This is a genomic window from Paenibacillus sp. B2(2019), assembly GCF_008370385.1.
GTDB lineage: Bacteria > Bacillota > Bacilli > Paenibacillales > Paenibacillaceae > Paenibacillus_AQ.
In genome coordinates, this window is record NZ_VTZR01000020.1 from 236,936 (window position 1) to 252,976 (window position 16,041).

The window sequence follows — 16,041 nt, forward strand, 5'->3', positions numbered from 1 at the left end:
TCACCTCGTTAATTTAATTCGTGGGTCCACGAAGCTATATAGAATATCCGCGACCAGATTACCGATGATCAGCATTAAAGAGGAGAATAGAGTAATTCCCATAATCACGGGGTAATCCATCCCTTTAACTGCAGTCATCCCCAAAGAGCCAATACCTGGCCATGAAAATACTGTTTCTGTAACAATTGCGCCTGCCACCAGATCACCCATAGACATCCCGAGCAATGTAATTACAGGAAGCAACACATGCTTCATTACATGACGGAACAGAATCGTTGTCTTGTTAGATCCAAAAGCATATTGAATCTGCACGTACTCTTCTTTTAGCTGTCCAATGGTACTAGAGCGAATGTATCGCACATAACCAGCCAAGAAACCAAAAGCAAGCACGGTGCAAGGCAGGATACCATGCTTGAATACATCAAACGCCGATTCCACACCAATCGTTCGCATCCCCATAATAGGAAGCAGATGCAGCTTAATCGCGAATAAGTACATTAGTAAGATGGCAAGCCAAAACAAAGGCACGGATATTCCGACATAGGATAAGAAATTAATCAGCTTATCTACCCAGCGGTTCCGGTTTGCTCCAGCAATAAGACCGAGTGGAATCGCCAGCAAAACAGCGAGACCGATCGCAGAACCCATCAAACCTGCCGTTGCAGGCAGGCGTTCTAGAATTTGATCCAATACTGGCTGATGATTCACTAGGGAATAACCGAAATTCCCCTGCAATATTTCTTTAATCCAGATTAAATATTGAATGTAGGCTGGCTTATCCAGCCCAAGGTTATGCCGGATGCGCTCAATATCATCTGCGTGCATATTCGGCGTAACGAAGGATAATACCGGATCCCCCGGAGCCAGCTTAATCATCGCAAAGCACACAACCGAAACAAAAAACAACATCGGCAGGGTTTGCAGTAATCTTCGGACGATAAGTTGTCTCATACGTTTATTCTCCCAGTTCTGTATCGGTAAAAAAGTAAGCTGGATAACCCAGCTTACTTTTTCCCGTTTTTATTTAAGGTAGATTTTCGATAAATCTTCAAAAATAACGACAGGCTTCAAGACTGCTTCTTCTAGACCGCCGTAGTTCTTGGAGACAGCTACAATAGTCTTAGTATTAGCAATTGGATAAATCGGTGCATCGTCAGCAATGATCTCTTGGATCTTCTTATAGATCTCACCACGTTTAGTCACATCTGCTTCTCCTGCACCTTCATTGAACAACTTATCGACTTCAGCATTATTATAATGCGAGTAGTTAGAGTCAGCAGTAGAAGTATACAAAATTCTGTAAGCATCAGGATCGTAACCCATAATATAACCTGCAATCGCAAGTTCAAAATCTGTTGAATTCATATCACTGAACTTCTGACCATATGCCGAGGCATCCATATTTTGCAGTTCAACTTCAGCGCCAATGGCCTTTAGCTTTTGCTGCACATATAGTGAAATGGCTTCCTGAGCTTTATTACCGCTCGATACAATCAATCTCAATTTCAGATCGCTAACCCCTGCCGATTGCAGAAGCTCTTTCGCTTTTTCCACATCATTATCGAAAGAAGGTACGTCATTAGTATAGAACAATGCATCCGGAGTCAAAAATGACTTCGCCGGGTCAGCATACTCGCTAGAGGAATAAGCAGCCTGAATGATTTCATCACGGCTTAGTGCTAGAGACAAGGCTTGACGAACTTCTTTTTTAGCAAGAGCACCTCTATCGCTGTTCGCGTTGAACATCAGGTACGACAATCGGCCTTCACTATAAGGAAGAATTTCGAAATTGTTCGAAGCTTCAATCGTTCCAACATCCTGTGGATCTAGATATTTAATGTTGATCTCACCACTCTGAAGTGCGAGATTCGCAGCATTCGTATCTTTAGCAATCCGGTACGTAACAGAATCAAGATGTGGCTTGCCGCCAAAGTAGTTATCAAATCTTTCTAATGTAACATATTCGCCCGCTTTATATTCTTTAAATTTAAATGGTCCAGATCCAACAGGATTAGCATTCTTGGTGCTTTTCTCTAGATCCGTCTCATTTTCAAAAATATGCTTTGGAATCGGAAATACTTGCACTAGTGTAGCTTCAAAAGCTGGGCTGACCTGCGGAAGCTTGAACTCTACGGTCAGATCATCCACCTTAACGGCCTTAACGGGTTTATCACCGATGAATAAGTTCGCTCTCAACATGCTGTTTTGCTTCTCATCGAGGATACTATCAATCGTGAACACGACATCGTCAGCAGTAAGCTTTTCTCCGTCATGCCATGTCAGTCCGCTTTTCAGCTTCAACGTATAAGTCAGATTATCTTCTGAAAGGGTCAGGCTGTCTGCCAAGTAGAAGGTCTTCTTACCATCATTTACTTGGAACAGTGGAGCATAGAGCGCTTGGTCAATCGTAAGACTGACACGGTCACCCGCGTAGTTCGGATTTAGAATAACAGGATCAGCTGCAACTCCAATAATCAAGTTGCCTCCATCTTTTATCTCAGTGCTTGCTGTCGTTCCATCATTAGTAGCAGGTGTCTGATTTGTATTTGTAGAAGTGGCGGTGTTCCCTCCGGAGCACGCACTAATCAAAAATGTTAACAAAATCAAAGTAATAACTCCAGATAATCCTTTACGCATAAGTTTCTCCCCCGTATTCTATGTTCTGCGTTGCTTGTGTTTTTTATATTGTATATCGGAATACTAGGAATTACAATGGATAGCATTTCACATTAATGTAATATTGAGGGAATCGATTGGTGATTTATCCATAGCGCTCATCCTTTGCTGTTCATGTTGTCATCTAATTATTCGGTTATTGTACAGCAGATCGTTACGAATTAATACATCTAATACTCATTTACTTTACAGAACTTTGAAAAATAAGGATTATTGCCGCTCTCCTGTAAATATATTGAGAACATAAGGATCATCCAAGGAAAGAGGGGCGTTCCCCAAGGAGGCGGCAATGACGGAAAACAAGATTCGCGTATTGATTGGCAGTCCAATCCACCAGAAGCCTATGGTTTTAAAAGAATTTCTGAATTCCCTGCTTCGTCTGAATATTGCCGATATTGAGCTGGATTTCCATCTAGTTGATGATAATGATGATGAGGAGTCAAGTCGGCTGCTCCAGGAATTCCAAAGCATGGGTGATCATATTTATCTTCAGAGCTCCGGCTTTCACGATGCGTATATTCGCAATGATACTACCCACTTTTGGAATACCAACTTAGTCTGGAAAGTAGCCAATTTTAAGAATCTCATGATCAACCGCGCCCAAACCTTGAACTATGATTATTTATTCCTTATTGACTCTGATCTCATTCTCCATCCCGATACCCTCAGACATCTAATAGGTACGAACAAGGATATTATTTCAGAGGTATTCTGGACGCAGTGGCAGCCCGAGACTATGTTTCAGCCGCAGGTATGGATGCACGACGAATACAATCAGTGGGAGTTACTGCCCGGTGAAAAACTGCAACCAGAGGAGATTAATCGCAGATTTCATGAATTCATAGCAAAGATGCGGATTCCCGGAATCTATGAGGTGGGCGGACTCGGGGCTTGTACATTGATTAGTCAGCATGCGATAAAAGCTGGAGTCAGCTATAATCAAATTCGCAACATTTCATACTGGGGAGAAGACCGTCATTTCTGCATTCGTGCCGCTGCCCTTGGCATCCCCTTGTTCGTCGATACCCATTATCCGGCGCTACACTTGTATAGAGACAGTGATTTGAGTAAAGTAGAGGATTTTATCAAAGAAACTACGGAGACCAAAGCTGAAGCCACTGATACTGAGAACAGTTCATCTACGGACGAATTACCTGCATCAGTAATGCCGACACCCACAACAGACAATCCAGACAACGAAAGCTCCAAGGAGACAGTCCCCCCAGCCAGAAAGCGGCCCAAGCTAACCCTCACCATGGTTGTGAAAAATGAAAGTGGACGCTTTCTGCGGCAGGTTCTGGAAGAGCATCGCAAATACATCGACGAGGCCGTCATTATCGATGATGGCAGCACCGATAATTCAGCAGCTATCTGCCTGGAGGTGCTTGAAGGCATTCCCGTTCATCTCGTGCACAATACCATATCCAAATTCAGCAATGAAATTGAGCTGCGAAAGCAGCAATGGGAAGAGGTTCTGAAGACGAAGCCCGAGTGGATTCTAAGTCTGGACGCAGACGAAATCTTTGAAGCGAGCTTCGCGGCAAATATCGAGCCCCTGCTGTACGCTGACGAGGTCGATTTATTCTGTTTCCGTCTCTATGATTTATGGAACGCCACCCATTACAGAGAAGATATTTACTGGCGCTCTCATTTGAATTACCGTCCTTTTTTGCTTCGTTATAAAGAAGACTTCAACTATGTATGGAATGAATCTCCACAGCATTGTGGGCGATTCCCGGAAAATGTCTTCGAGCTTCCCCACCAGCTAAGCAACTTGCGACTCAAGCATCTAGGCTGGTCGAAGGCAGAATTCCGCTTAGAAAAATATCTGCGTTACATGCTCCTTGATCCCGATGGCCAATACGGCTGGAAGGAGCAATACCTGTCCATTCTGGATGAACACCCTCATTTAATACCTTGGGTGGAATGAGGGTAATCATAAAAAGGACGTCCACAAAACCTTAGTGGCTTTGTGGACGCCTTTTATTTTTACATAGTACGATCCGTTTTGCTAACTTCTTCTTATTCAGTACGCTGTGGTTCATCGAGATCTGGTTTCATAATGCTCACCGTCAGGCCGCCGCCGGATTCGTCTACTTGAATCACCGTACCTTCTGCGGCTTCACCAGCAATGATCGCACGTGCCACACGGGTCTCCAGACTTCGCTGGATGAAGCGTTTCAGCGGTCTCGCCCCATACACTGGATCAAAACCTTCCTTAGCGATAAAACGTACCGCGGGCTCAGTTAACTCAAGACCAATCTCCCGGTCAGCAAGACGTAAACGTAATCCGTCCACCAGTTTGTCCACGATTTTCTCGATCTCGCCCAGGGTCAACGGCTTGAACATCACAATATCGTCAACCCGGTTCAGGAACTCTGGACGGAAATGACCAGTTAGTTCCTTCATTACGCTATCCTTGGCAGCCTCCGTAAGCTGACCCTTCTCATCGGTGCCTTGAATCAGATGTGGTGAACCGATATTTGAGGTCATGATAATGATCGTGTTCTTGAAGTCGACCATCCGGCCCTGCGAATCGGTCAGCCGTCCATCATCAAGCAGTTGCAGTAGAATATTAAATACATCGGGATGCGCCTTCTCCACTTCATCGAGCAGCACTACTGTATACGGTTGACGCCGTACAGCTTCTGTAAGTTGGCCGCCCTCCTCATATCCAACGTATCCCGGAGGTGCACCGACTAGGCGAGAAACACTGTGTTTCTCCATATACTCCGACATATCGATACGGATCATGCCATCTTCGCGATCAAAAAGAGAGACCGCGAGCGATTTAGCCAACTCCGTCTTCCCTACCCCAGTCGGACCGAGGAACAGGAAGGAACCGATCGGCCGATTCGGATCTTTGATCCCGGCTCTTGCCCGAAGCACGGCATCGGCCACCAAGCTGACAGCTTCATCTTGGCCCACAACTCGTTCATGCAGCGTTTCTTCCAGACGCAGCAGCTTATCGCGTTCGCCTTCAACCAGTCGGCTAACCGGCACACCCGTCCAACGTGACACAATATCTGCGATCTCCTCCTCGGTTACAGCTTCACGCAATAATCTTGTATCCTGATCCTGCTGTGCCGCTTCTTCCGCTGCCTTCAATTGACGCTCCAGATCAGGAATGATGCCATAGCTCAATTCCGCCGATTTATTAAGATCGTACTCCTCCTGTGCATCGACCAAATCCTTACGGGCTTGCTCCAGCCGTTTTTTGAGGTCGCGGATGCCTTGAATCGCTGACTTTTCCTTCTCCCAACGCGCCGTCATCCCAAGCTGCTTCTCCTTGAGATCGGCGAGTTCACGTTGTAAGATTTCCAGACGGCGTTTGCTGGCGTCATCGGTTTCTTTTTTGAGCGCCGCTTCTTCAATCTCCATCTGCATCAAACGACGGGTCACTTCATCCATCTCACCCGGCATGGAATCAATCTCTGTACGGATCATGGCACAAGCTTCATCTACTAAGTCGATCGCTTTATCCGGCAAGAAACGATCCGTAATGTAGCGGTTAGACAGAACGCCTGCAGCGACGAGGGCGCTGTCATGGATTTTGACTCCATGATGGACTTCGAACCGTTCCTTCAGACCGCGTAGAATGGAGATCGTATCCTCTACATCCGGCTCGCTGACCAGTACCTGTTGGAAACGGCGCTCCAACGCAGGGTCCTTCTCTATATACTTGCGGTATTCATCGAGCGTTGTGGCACCGATACAGTGCAGTTCGCCGCGAGCCAGCATCGGCTTCAGCATATTGCCCGCATCCATCGAGCCTTCAGTTTTCCCTGCGCCTACAATCGTGTGCAGCTCATCAATAAAAAGAATAATACGGCCGTTACTTTCACGAACTTCCCTCAGTACCGCCTGCAGGCGTTCCTCGAATTCACCTCGGAACTTCGCGCCTGCTACAAGGGAACTCATATCCAGCGAGAAAATCGTCTTGTCCTTCAGCCCCTCTGGCACGTCTTTGCGTACAATCCGGTGAGCCAAGCCTTCCACAATCGCTGTTTTACCTACACCTGGCTCACCGATCAGCACAGGGTTATTCTTCGTTTTACGGGACAGAATTCGGATCACACGACGTATCTCAGCGTCACGTCCGATGACTGGATCGATCTTACCCGCGCGAACCTCTGCTACAAGATCACGTCCGTATTTCTCCAGCACCTCATAAGTAGCCTCCGGCTCCCGACTCGTTACACGCTGATGCCCACGAATCTCAGCAAGTATAGACATCAGCTTCTCGCGTGTTAATCCACGACTGACAAAAAGATCACGCAGCTCACGATTATCCCTGCTCGAATCCGACACCATGGCCAGCACGGCATGTTCTACCGAAACAAACTCGTCTTGCATCTTCGCTGCTTCTTTCTCCGCCTGTTCCAGCAGATGAATCAGCGATTGCGAGGCATAACGCCGTACTGTGCTTGCTCCTGATCCGCTTATGCTCGGCTTGCGCCCAAGCAGTTCATCCGTGCTGCGCAGCATCTCAGCTACGGGGACGTTCATCTTTTGCAGCAATCTTGGCAGCAAGCCTTCTTGCTGCTGAAGTAATGCTTTTAATAGATGGAGATTATCGATCTCCTGATGTCCGCTTTCTGAAGCCAGCGACTGCGCCGCAGCCACTGCTTCCTGCAGCTTTTGAGTAAGTTTATTGAAATCCATAGCTCTCTCACCTTTCTATTTAAGAATGATATATGGCATCGGCCGTTTTGACCGGGATAGATTAATTTAGCGGGATTAATACCGCTGAATTGAGGCGGATGGGCCGCATTTGGCGCTATCTGTGGGATTAATACCGTACATTTCGGGTGATCAGCCACATTTGGCGTAATCTGCGGGATTAATACCGCACATTTGGACGGATGGGCCGCATTTGGCCCTATCTACGGGATTAATACCTTACATTTGGACGGATGAGCCGCATTTGGCGCTATCTGCGGGATTAATACCGTACATTTGGACGGATGGGCCGCATTTGGCGCTATCTGCGGGATTAATACCGTTCATTTGGACGGATGAGCCGAATTCGGCTCATTCTGGGGTATTTTTACCCCTCTTTTCACTCATCGAGCCCAATACGACTCATTCTGGGGTATTTTTACCCCTCTTTTCACTCATCGAGCCCAATACGACTCATTCTGGGGTATTTTTACCCCTCTTTTCACTCATCGAGCCGAAATCGGCGCATTCTGGGGTACTTTTACCCCTCTTTTCGCTCATCGAGCCGAAATCGGCACCTTTAGAACACTTTTACCCTTCCTTTTCCCGACACTTCTCACAGGTCTCTACTATAGTTAGTTTCTAATTAAGTTACTTTTCTACTACTAGCACTCTATTCACCATATTCACCAGCCAAAATCGATCACGAACATACAAAGTTACCTCTACCTACCTATTAATTACCCACTTTTGCCTTCGGGCGCTGCGCACTAGCGCTTTGACGTTTAGCTCTAGCCTCGAAATGCCTGGATTCAGCCAGTTTACGGTACAAATTCTTCTCCGCTTCGCTGGTTGGCTCAGGGACAACAATCTCAATACCAAATAAAATATCACCGTTCGCACCATTCTCACGCTTCAAACCTTTGCCTGGGATGCGCAGCGTTTTACCACTTTGAATTCCTGCAGGAATCTTCAATTTCACGGCACCGCCACCCGGTAATGGAACCTTCACCTCACCACCCAATACCGCTTGCCATGGAGCAACTTCAACCACACCGTATAAATCGCCAGCACGAAGCTCGTATATATCATGAGGAAGAATATGAAGTGCCAGCAGTATATCACCACCTGGAGCTATGCCACTCTGAGTGGTTCCTGCGATTTTTAAAATCGTGCCTTCACTAGATCCCGGCAGAACTTGAACGTCCACAGTTTTATCACCGATCTGCACTCTTACAGTTGCTCCCTTATAGGCCTGCTCCAAAGTAATATCCAGCTGCGCCTGCGTCGAACTACGCCCCTCACCCCATGGATTGCCATTCGAACGCCCACTACCACTACTAGAAAAGAAATCAAAGCCAGCGCGATCCGCCGATCCCCGATTCCCAAAAAACATTCCGAACAAATCTTCCTCCGAAATGCCAGAACCTCCTGCAGAATAAGTTCCGCCGCTCCAGCTTCCACCATAGTTTGAATCCCACGAAGAGGCTCCGCTCGACGCACCTCCACCAGCTCTACCACGCTGAGCCCCATAAAGCAGCTCCTCATCGTAAAGCTTGCGTTTCTCCTCATTGCCCAGCACTTCATAGGCTTCAGCCGCTTCTTTGAATTTCGCCTCTGCCTCAGAGGCTTTGTTCACATCGGGATGCCACTTCTTGGCCAGCTTTTGATAAGCCTTTTTAATTTCCTGTTTAGTTGCTGTTTTGCTCACGCCCAAAGCATCATAATAGCTTTTGTTAGCCACACGGATTCCTCCTTTCAACGCTTTATTAAATACAACTCATCGTACGATTCCGAGAAAAGACGCACCATAGCCGGAATCCTCCACTACAATGCGCCTTTTATTCATAACACTATATTAAAAGCTCGCTGCCTATCTCTAAGATGCTGAGCGGAAACTATTACCGCCTAAATTATGCTTATTCAGACTGCGAAGCGCTAGAATCTCCGTCTTGAATCTCAATGCGTTTCCCTTGTGGTTTTTGCTGTTTTGGAACTTCCAGCTTCAGTAATCCGTCTTTCAAAGACGCGCGAATCTCTTCCACTGCAATATCCTGAACATAGAATCTGCGAACATATTCACCATATCGACGTTCTCTACGTACAATTTGATGATCCTTGTTCTCCTCCGCATTCTCTTCCTTCCGCACCGCTTTAATCGTCAAGTAAGGGCTGGCATAATCAATGTCGATTTCTTCTTTTTTAAAGCCAGGAAGTTCAGCTTCAATCAGGTAAGCCTGCTCGCTCTCGCGGATATCCGTTCTGAAGGACATCGTCGAGCTCTTGATCGGTGCAAAAAAATCATCATTAAAAACATCATTCAAAGACTTAGCCAGCATACCAAAAGCATCATCTCTACGTTTACCAAAAGGAACCAAATCAAACATTATCCATTCTCCTCTCATTGACTTTGACTTTATTTGATCTATGACCTTATTATAGTCCCCTATCAGAGGAATAACAAAACCGATTTAAGCCAATTTTCGGTCAAATTCAGGCAAATCAGCTGATTTAATGCTACAAATTTTAATGTTTTTAATGTTTTGACCTTTTTTGACCTTTGTTTGATCTATACTTCAAATTTCAGCACGATTAGTATATGTTTAGGCCCCACGTTCCATACAAGCCAGCAATTTCGCTTTCATTACAACCCCAAAACATCCTACTCAAAAAGAAATGATATAATGAAGGTCAAATAACGACCATTTTTCTTACGGGAGACCAATTGTATGCAACCAACCTATACTATGGATGATACGCAGTGGAGTAAGCTCATCCAGAATGTCGCCTATTATTTCGATGACCTCACCCTCAAACGAGGGTTCCAATATTATAAGCAAAGCCGTATTCGTTCGTTCACTATGACGGAGCCATCTAAGATCAATGCCCTTGTTGAAGGTAGAGAGGATTACCGCGTTACTATTGATCTGGACAGCTTCACTCGGTGCCATTGCAACTGCCCTGTTTCAGGTCATTGCAAGCATATGGCCGCTGTGCTGCTCAGTTTTGCTGAACAACAGAATAGGTCTGTACAAGTTCTAGCTAACGCCAAAGCCGCATCTTTTCTCCCAAAAACATCAAGTAGTTCACCTGTCGGAACCGATGGGAAGCACCAGCAGCAGCTAAAAGAACATGCCAGCCGGATCGTTGACGGAGGCATCACGGAGTGGCGCGAGTATTTTGCGTTCTGCATCACGCCTCTGGCACATACCACTCGTAATCCTGAATATGTGGATCGAGCATTGTCTTCCATTACTAAATTTAAGCCGAAGTTATCACCGGAAATGGACAAGCTATTTACCCTGCATGCCCATCTTTTTCTTCTAGAAAAGCTGGCTAAGCCTTCCGCCAATCTACCCGGTCAGGTCGCCTTCACCTCATCACTCGGCTATTACACGCAAGTAGCGGTCTCTGAGCTACAGGAAGCAATCACACGTCTGTTAAAAAGCACACTCCCGCTGTCACCCGAGCAAGAGCAGGAATACGATCTGTGGCCGCATATCGTCGAGACCCTCTCCTACTTGCGGCGTGAGATGTTGACGGAGTCGCGCGATCGCTTGCGGGATCAGCCCTCTTTTTCACTGTGCTATGACCTGCTGTGGAGAAACTGGATTTATCCGAATACAGGTGGAACTAAGCTTTATCTGGATGAAATCAAACAGCTTCAGCAGGCAGAAAGTGAATTAGGCGCTTCCCTGTCACGCCATGCGTGGCTGTTAGCCCAGAGCCGCATGTATTTTTATCTGAAGGATGACCCAAAGGCATGGGAATTACTGAATAAGGCTGCCGAGCGCCCAGGTCTCCATCCTGATGAGCTTATGAGCTTCACCTCCCCGCTTCTGGATGCAGGTGAATGGTCACGCTTGGTGGGCTGGCTTGCTCAGATCGGTCCACTTCTGAGCAGCAGACTCTATAATCTGAATAACTATTCGAACAGATGGGAAGAGGCTGTTCGCCACCTTCCTGAAGCTGAGCCGCAGATGTGGAATACATTAGCCACCATGTTACCTATCTCTGGAGAAGTATACGAAGAGAAATTAATTACCTATGAAAAATGGCAGACATGGATGGATTATCAACTGTCCATCGGTAAGCTGCCTTCCGAATTTCGTGTTACAGACCTCCAGCCTATGGAGAAAAACGCACCCGAAGTTCTACTCCCCTTCTACCATCAGGCCGTCGAAAGATTTGTGCTGGATAAGAATAGACATAGCTACAAGGCGGCTGTGAAACTATTGAAGCGATTATCCAAGCTGTATAAAAAAATGAAACAAGAAGAACGGTGGGAAGAGTTCCTCTTTGCCTTCACCACAAAGCACAGCAGACTCCGTGCGCTGCAAGAGGAGCTTCGGAAAGGAAAGCTAATACCATGAACATGCATTTGCGCACGCTGACCATCCGGCTTGCATTAAGCCAGTATGGCGACGCTTTAATATACGGAATGAATGAAAGAGAAGATCTCGTGCCCGGTTTGCAGCTTAAACAGCGGTTATTCGCCTGGCATGAGGCGTCTTTTTATGGAACGGAGTTAACGGTTCAGCCAGCTGGCGAAGGTGTAGAGCTAGTGATTCTACCTGCGGAGCAGGTCATCCCTTTCTTTGCAGAGCAGAAGCTGCTGGCGCACATCGAATGGAACTGGGAGGGCGATGCGGCTCACCTGACTGAACTGGCGCCACTTCTGGCTATATGTCTGGAGAACAAACAGTATATTCCCGATATCTCCGCTTATCGTGCCGGGAGGTTGCAATGGACCTGGGATGAGGGCGCTTTTGCGCAGGTGGCAGTGGAGAATGACACTGCCAAAGGGGCCCTTGAGGCGCTAAATGGCGGCAGCGAATTTAGCCGTGGGTTACGCGCGGCGTTCTCCGCCGCCGTATCGCAGAGGTATTACAGCACGGAGGCCGAGGCAGGCGACCTCCGGAGCGAATTCCCGCTTCTATTCGATAGAAGCGGGGCCCTTGCAGCGGGCATGGATACCGCTGCATGGCTTATCGCCATTGGCTGGAAGGCGGATACCGCGCCTTTCCGGCCTGCACTTCAGCTGCTGGAGCCGGAAGGGGATGAATCCCCTTGGCGGCTGCAGCTGATCCTTCAGGACAAGCGCGATGAATCCGCGCTTGTTCCCATCAGGCTCGCCGATGATGGCGAGCCGCACGGCTTGTGGCCGACAGCATGGTCGGCCCACGTGCACGAACGCGCCGCGGGATGGCTGGAGCGCCTCCGCGGCAGTCTGCCGCCCGAGCGCTTCGCGGCGGGCGGCGACGTGCTGGCCGAACCGCTCAGCGATGCCATCGCTTGGCGGTTCTTAACCGCCGAGAGCCAGCGGCTGCTGGAAGCAGGCTGGCAAGTGCTGCTGCCGGCGTGGTGGGAAGCCGCCAGCCGGAAAAAACCGCGCCTCCGCGCCAAGATCAGCCCCGGCGAGGACAAACGCAGCGGCGGCGAGTCGCTGTTCGGCCTTGATTCGATCATCGATTTCGATTGGCGAATCTCCATCGGCGACGTCGACCTCACCGAAGCTGAATTTGCCGAGCTGGTCGCAAGAGGAGAACGACTCGTCCGCTTCAAAGGCAAATGGGTCTCGCTCGATCCCGCGCTGCTGGCGCAAATCCAAAGAGCCATGGCTGGTATGGACAAGTCGCAAGGCTTGTCTTTCCAAGATGTGCTTCAGCTTCATTTGCTACAAGCGAGTGAGGAAGCTGATGCTGAGGCTACAGAAGAGCAGCTTCAAGAGGATGCGGCGCGCCTGCGGCTCGAGGTAGAGCTAAACGAGCATTTGATCAGTCTCATTGGTCAGCTCGGCCAGCGCTCACAGTGGCCGAAGCCTCCAGTGCCCGCAGGACTCCAGGCAGAGCTACGCACCTATCAGCATGAAGGATATGCTTGGCTGACTTTCCTGCGTCAATTCGGTTTGGGGGCTTGTCTAGCCGATGATATGGGGCTTGGCAAGACCGTCCAACTCATTGCATATTTACTTCATATCAAAGAAAATACCGATCCTAGCTCATCCCGTCGCCAGACCGACCCTCCGGGTTGGCCTGCTCTGATCATCTGCCCTACCTCCGTGCTGGGCAACTGGCAGAAGGAATTGCAGCGCTTCGCGCCTTCTTTGAATGTGATGCTGCACTACGGAAGTCGCCGTTTGGACGCAGGCTTCTTCTATGGCGCTGCTTCGCAAGCTGACGTGGTACTCACCTCTTATGCGACTGCAGCGCTTGATCAGGAGTTGCTGAAGGAATTCACTTGGGCGGCGATTTGCCTGGACGAAGCACAGAACATCAAGAATGCTCAAACGAAGCAGTCGGTAGCTGTGCGCAGCTTCCCGGCTTTACACCGGATTGCGCTGACAGGAACACCTATAGAGAACAGATTATCCGAGCTGTGGTCCATTTATGATTTTATAACCCCAGGTTATCTGGGTAGCGCCAAAGCCTTTAACGACCGATTCAGTAATGCCATTGAGAAGGAACGCGACGAGAAGCGTACAGTGGACCTACAGAATCTCGTGAAGCCGTTCATGCTACGCCGTAAGAAAAAGGATCCTAACATTCAGCTCGATCTTCCAGATAAAAACGAGATGAAGACCTATGTCCATCTGACAGCTGAACAAGCTGCGCTCTATGACCAGACCGTAAACGGACTGCTCGACCGTATGCAGAAGTTGGAAGGTATTGAGCGTAAGGGCGCCATTCTTGGGGCTTTGACCGGACTTAAGCAGCTATGTGATCACCCGATGCTTGTGACTAAGGAGGCCCTCCCTGAAACCGATTCGGACAACAAACTGGATACCAGTCTACTCATCAACCGTTCCTCTAAACTTGAAAGACTGCTGGATATGGTTAAGGAACTGCGTGCAGAGGATGAGCGCTGTCTCATCTTTACGCAATATGTCGGGATGGGAAAAATGCTTCAGGCTGTTCTACAGCAGGAGCTGGGAGAGCCTGTCCTTTATTTGAACGGAAGCACCTCCAAACAGGCGCGTGACCGAATGATTGAGCGATTTCAGACGCCCGCACCATCCGTGGACGAAGGGGCCAGTCGTCCAGATGCACCACCGTCTGATCAGCCGAATGTATTCATCCTTTCACTCAAGGCTGGAGGTGTCGGTCTGAACTTAACCGCCGCCAATCACGTATTCCACTTCGATCGCTGGTGGAATCCGGCTGTTGAGAATCAGGCGACAGACCGCGCCTATCGGATGGGCCAGACGCGTGATGTACAGGTGCATAAGTTCATCGCTCTCGGGACGCTCGAAGAAAAGATTGATGAGATGCTGGAGAGTAAGCAGCAGCTAAGCGATAATGTCATCTCCAGCTCCGAAGGCTGGATTACCGAGCTGTCTACTGAGGCTCTGAAAGACCTATTTACATTACGGCGAGGCTTAACAGACTAATCCTAACGCTTGCAACGACCATCAAAAGGAACATTCGCATCTCCGCGGATGTTCCTTTTTTCAATCACTAGAATTTATCTTCAGTACTGGATTAAAGAACGCTCACCATTGCTCGGACATCTTAAAGGTGACTGCGAGATCATCATCACCTGAAAGTGAGTTAACCACCAAAGTAACCGGCTCATTCTGAAGCTCATAAGAGAGTCGCTCGTTAAGCAGATTAACAGCCAAATTGGCATAAGCACCGGAGATTCCCGATCCTGTACCTTGCATAATCACCTTTCCACCCGTGACCGTAGTGCAGGTGTAATTCACCAGCAGTGCCGTGTCCGTCACAGGAATATCCGTAGTTGGCGTTGGGAAATTTTCAAATGTCCCATCCAGAGTGCCACCTGCGACGACCATATATCGCACAGGTCTTTTGGATAGAATATCTAAAGCCGCCGGTCTAATCTCAGCCGCAAGACCTTGTGGAATAGTAAAGGCAGAACTCCTCATAAAGCTAATCGCCGCGAAGTCAGTCGATGTAACCGATACGTTATCACGGATTTCCGAGGTTATACGGCTTACTTGAAACACTTCCAGATTAACAGCCGTCCAGACACCGTTCACATCCACAAGAAAAACCTGAATCTTCAATTGTTCCTGTGAACACACAAAATTAAATTGGAATAAATCCTCTACAATCGTGTAGGTCTTGCTTGACGTTTCCTGATATTGCAGCTCAAATAATTCTTCAATAAAGACTGTCTGAGGACTTGCACTATTGGCTAAACCCGTTAAATAACAAGCCGCGCCAGCCAATCCATTATTAACCACTTTGATCACAACTTGATCTATTGGACGAGTACCGTCGACAGGTAAATTAATGATGGTGTTTGTAGAGAGGACAGGCAATGTCTTCACACCTCCTATTCATATCAAATTATATATATATGGTATGCAATCATTTTTTAGAATTCTTGGATTGATATTAAAATAGAGATGTGCTCCACCGAGCATAAAATACAGATTTGCCACCAAATAAAGGATGTGGTAAACTCGACTTAACTTTTTATGAACGGAGGGTTACGTGTGATAGACTTTATCCGAGTTAGAACTTTGCGCGGCTAATTGAATAGCGCTAAAGCTCTGCCCATGTGCAGAGGACTCAGGATAGGTCTACCCATTTAACTCCATAGAAGCCAATAAACCAACTGCTGCTCGTAAGGGACTAGGTTATCATTTCCCTACGCCCCAGCCGTTGTTTAATTCGATATATCTATGGAAGACCCTAATGTCGTAACGGAGATTTCTCCTTACACATTTGTTCT

Annotated in this window: 9 protein-coding genes; 3 read left to right on the top strand and 6 right to left on the bottom strand. The window is 47.8% G+C overall.

What is annotated here, in order from left to right:
- Complete coding sequence (locus tag PAENI_RS18770) at positions 1-951, bottom strand: ABC transporter permease (protein WP_042123467.1); 951 nt, start codon at positions 949-951, stop codon at positions 1-3.
- A gap of 69 nt (positions 952-1,020) precedes the next feature.
- Positions 1,021-2,637, bottom strand: a complete 1,617-nt coding sequence (locus PAENI_RS18775; RefSeq protein ID WP_149646304.1) for an ABC transporter substrate-binding protein — start codon at positions 2,635-2,637, stop codon at positions 1,021-1,023.
- Positions 2,638-2,965: 328 nt separating this feature from the next.
- Between PAENI_RS18775 and PAENI_RS18780 the strand changes: the two genes are divergently transcribed.
- Positions 2,966-4,606 carry a glycosyltransferase family 2 protein gene (locus tag PAENI_RS18780; protein ID WP_149646305.1) on the top strand — a complete coding sequence of 547 codons (1,641 nt, stop codon included), beginning with the start codon at positions 2,966-2,968 and terminating at the stop codon, positions 4,604-4,606.
- Positions 4,607-4,698: 92 nt separating this feature from the next.
- On the opposite strand, the gene clpB is transcribed toward PAENI_RS18780, so the two are convergent.
- The 3 genes from clpB to PAENI_RS18795 form a co-directional block, all read right to left on the bottom strand.
- Complete coding sequence (clpB, locus tag PAENI_RS18785) at positions 4,699-7,341, bottom strand: ATP-dependent chaperone ClpB (protein ID WP_149646306.1); 2,643 nt, start codon at positions 7,339-7,341, stop codon at positions 4,699-4,701.
- Positions 7,342-8,074: 733 nt separating this feature from the next.
- Complete coding sequence (locus PAENI_RS18790; RefSeq protein WP_188114615.1) at positions 8,075-9,082, bottom strand: DnaJ C-terminal domain-containing protein; 1,008 nt, start codon at positions 9,080-9,082, stop codon at positions 8,075-8,077.
- A gap of 175 nt (positions 9,083-9,257) precedes the next feature.
- Positions 9,258-9,725, bottom strand: a complete 468-nt coding sequence (locus PAENI_RS18795; RefSeq protein ID WP_076299931.1) for an Hsp20/alpha crystallin family protein — start codon at positions 9,723-9,725, stop codon at positions 9,258-9,260.
- 342 nt (positions 9,726-10,067) lie between these two features.
- On the opposite strand from PAENI_RS18795, the gene PAENI_RS18800 reads away from it, so the two are divergent.
- A complete protein-coding gene (locus PAENI_RS18800) occupies positions 10,068-11,711 on the top strand; it encodes an SWIM zinc finger family protein (RefSeq protein WP_149646308.1) in 1,644 nt (547 codons plus the stop codon).
- A complete protein-coding gene (locus tag PAENI_RS18805) occupies positions 11,708-14,728 on the top strand; it encodes a DEAD/DEAH box helicase (protein WP_149646309.1) in 3,021 nt (1,006 codons plus the stop codon). Before PAENI_RS18800 ends, PAENI_RS18805 begins: the two co-directional genes overlap by 4 nt.
- Positions 14,729-14,830: 102 nt before the next feature.
- Here PAENI_RS18805 and PAENI_RS18810 read toward each other — a convergent pair whose 3' ends face one another.
- On the bottom strand, positions 14,831-15,634 hold the full coding sequence (locus PAENI_RS18810; protein ID WP_149646310.1) for a hypothetical protein: 804 nt from the start codon (positions 15,632-15,634) through the stop codon (positions 14,831-14,833).
- Between the last annotated feature and the right edge of the window lie 407 nt (positions 15,635-16,041).

Excerpts from the sequence above, each read along its gene's own strand:
- clpB (WP_149646306.1), bottom strand. The coding sequence starts at position 7,341 with ATGGATTTCAATAAACTTACTCAAAAGCTGCAGGAAGCAGTGGCTGCG.
- PAENI_RS18780 (WP_149646305.1), top strand. The coding sequence starts at position 2,966 with ATGACGGAAAACAAGATTCGCGTATTGATTGGCAGTCCAATCCACCAG.
- PAENI_RS18795 (WP_076299931.1), bottom strand. The coding sequence starts at position 9,725 with ATGTTTGATTTGGTTCCTTTTGGTAAACGTAGAGATGATGCTTTTGGT.
- PAENI_RS18805 (WP_149646309.1), top strand. The coding sequence starts at position 11,708 with ATGAACATGCATTTGCGCACGCTGACCATCCGGCTTGCATTAAGCCAG.
- PAENI_RS18775 (WP_149646304.1), bottom strand. The coding sequence starts at position 2,637 with ATGCGTAAAGGATTATCTGGAGTTATTACTTTGATTTTGTTAACATTT.
- PAENI_RS18800 (WP_149646308.1), top strand. The coding sequence starts at position 10,068 with ATGCAACCAACCTATACTATGGATGATACGCAGTGGAGTAAGCTCATC.
- PAENI_RS18770 (WP_042123467.1), bottom strand. The coding sequence starts at position 951 with ATGAGACAACTTATCGTCCGAAGATTACTGCAAACCCTGCCGATGTTG.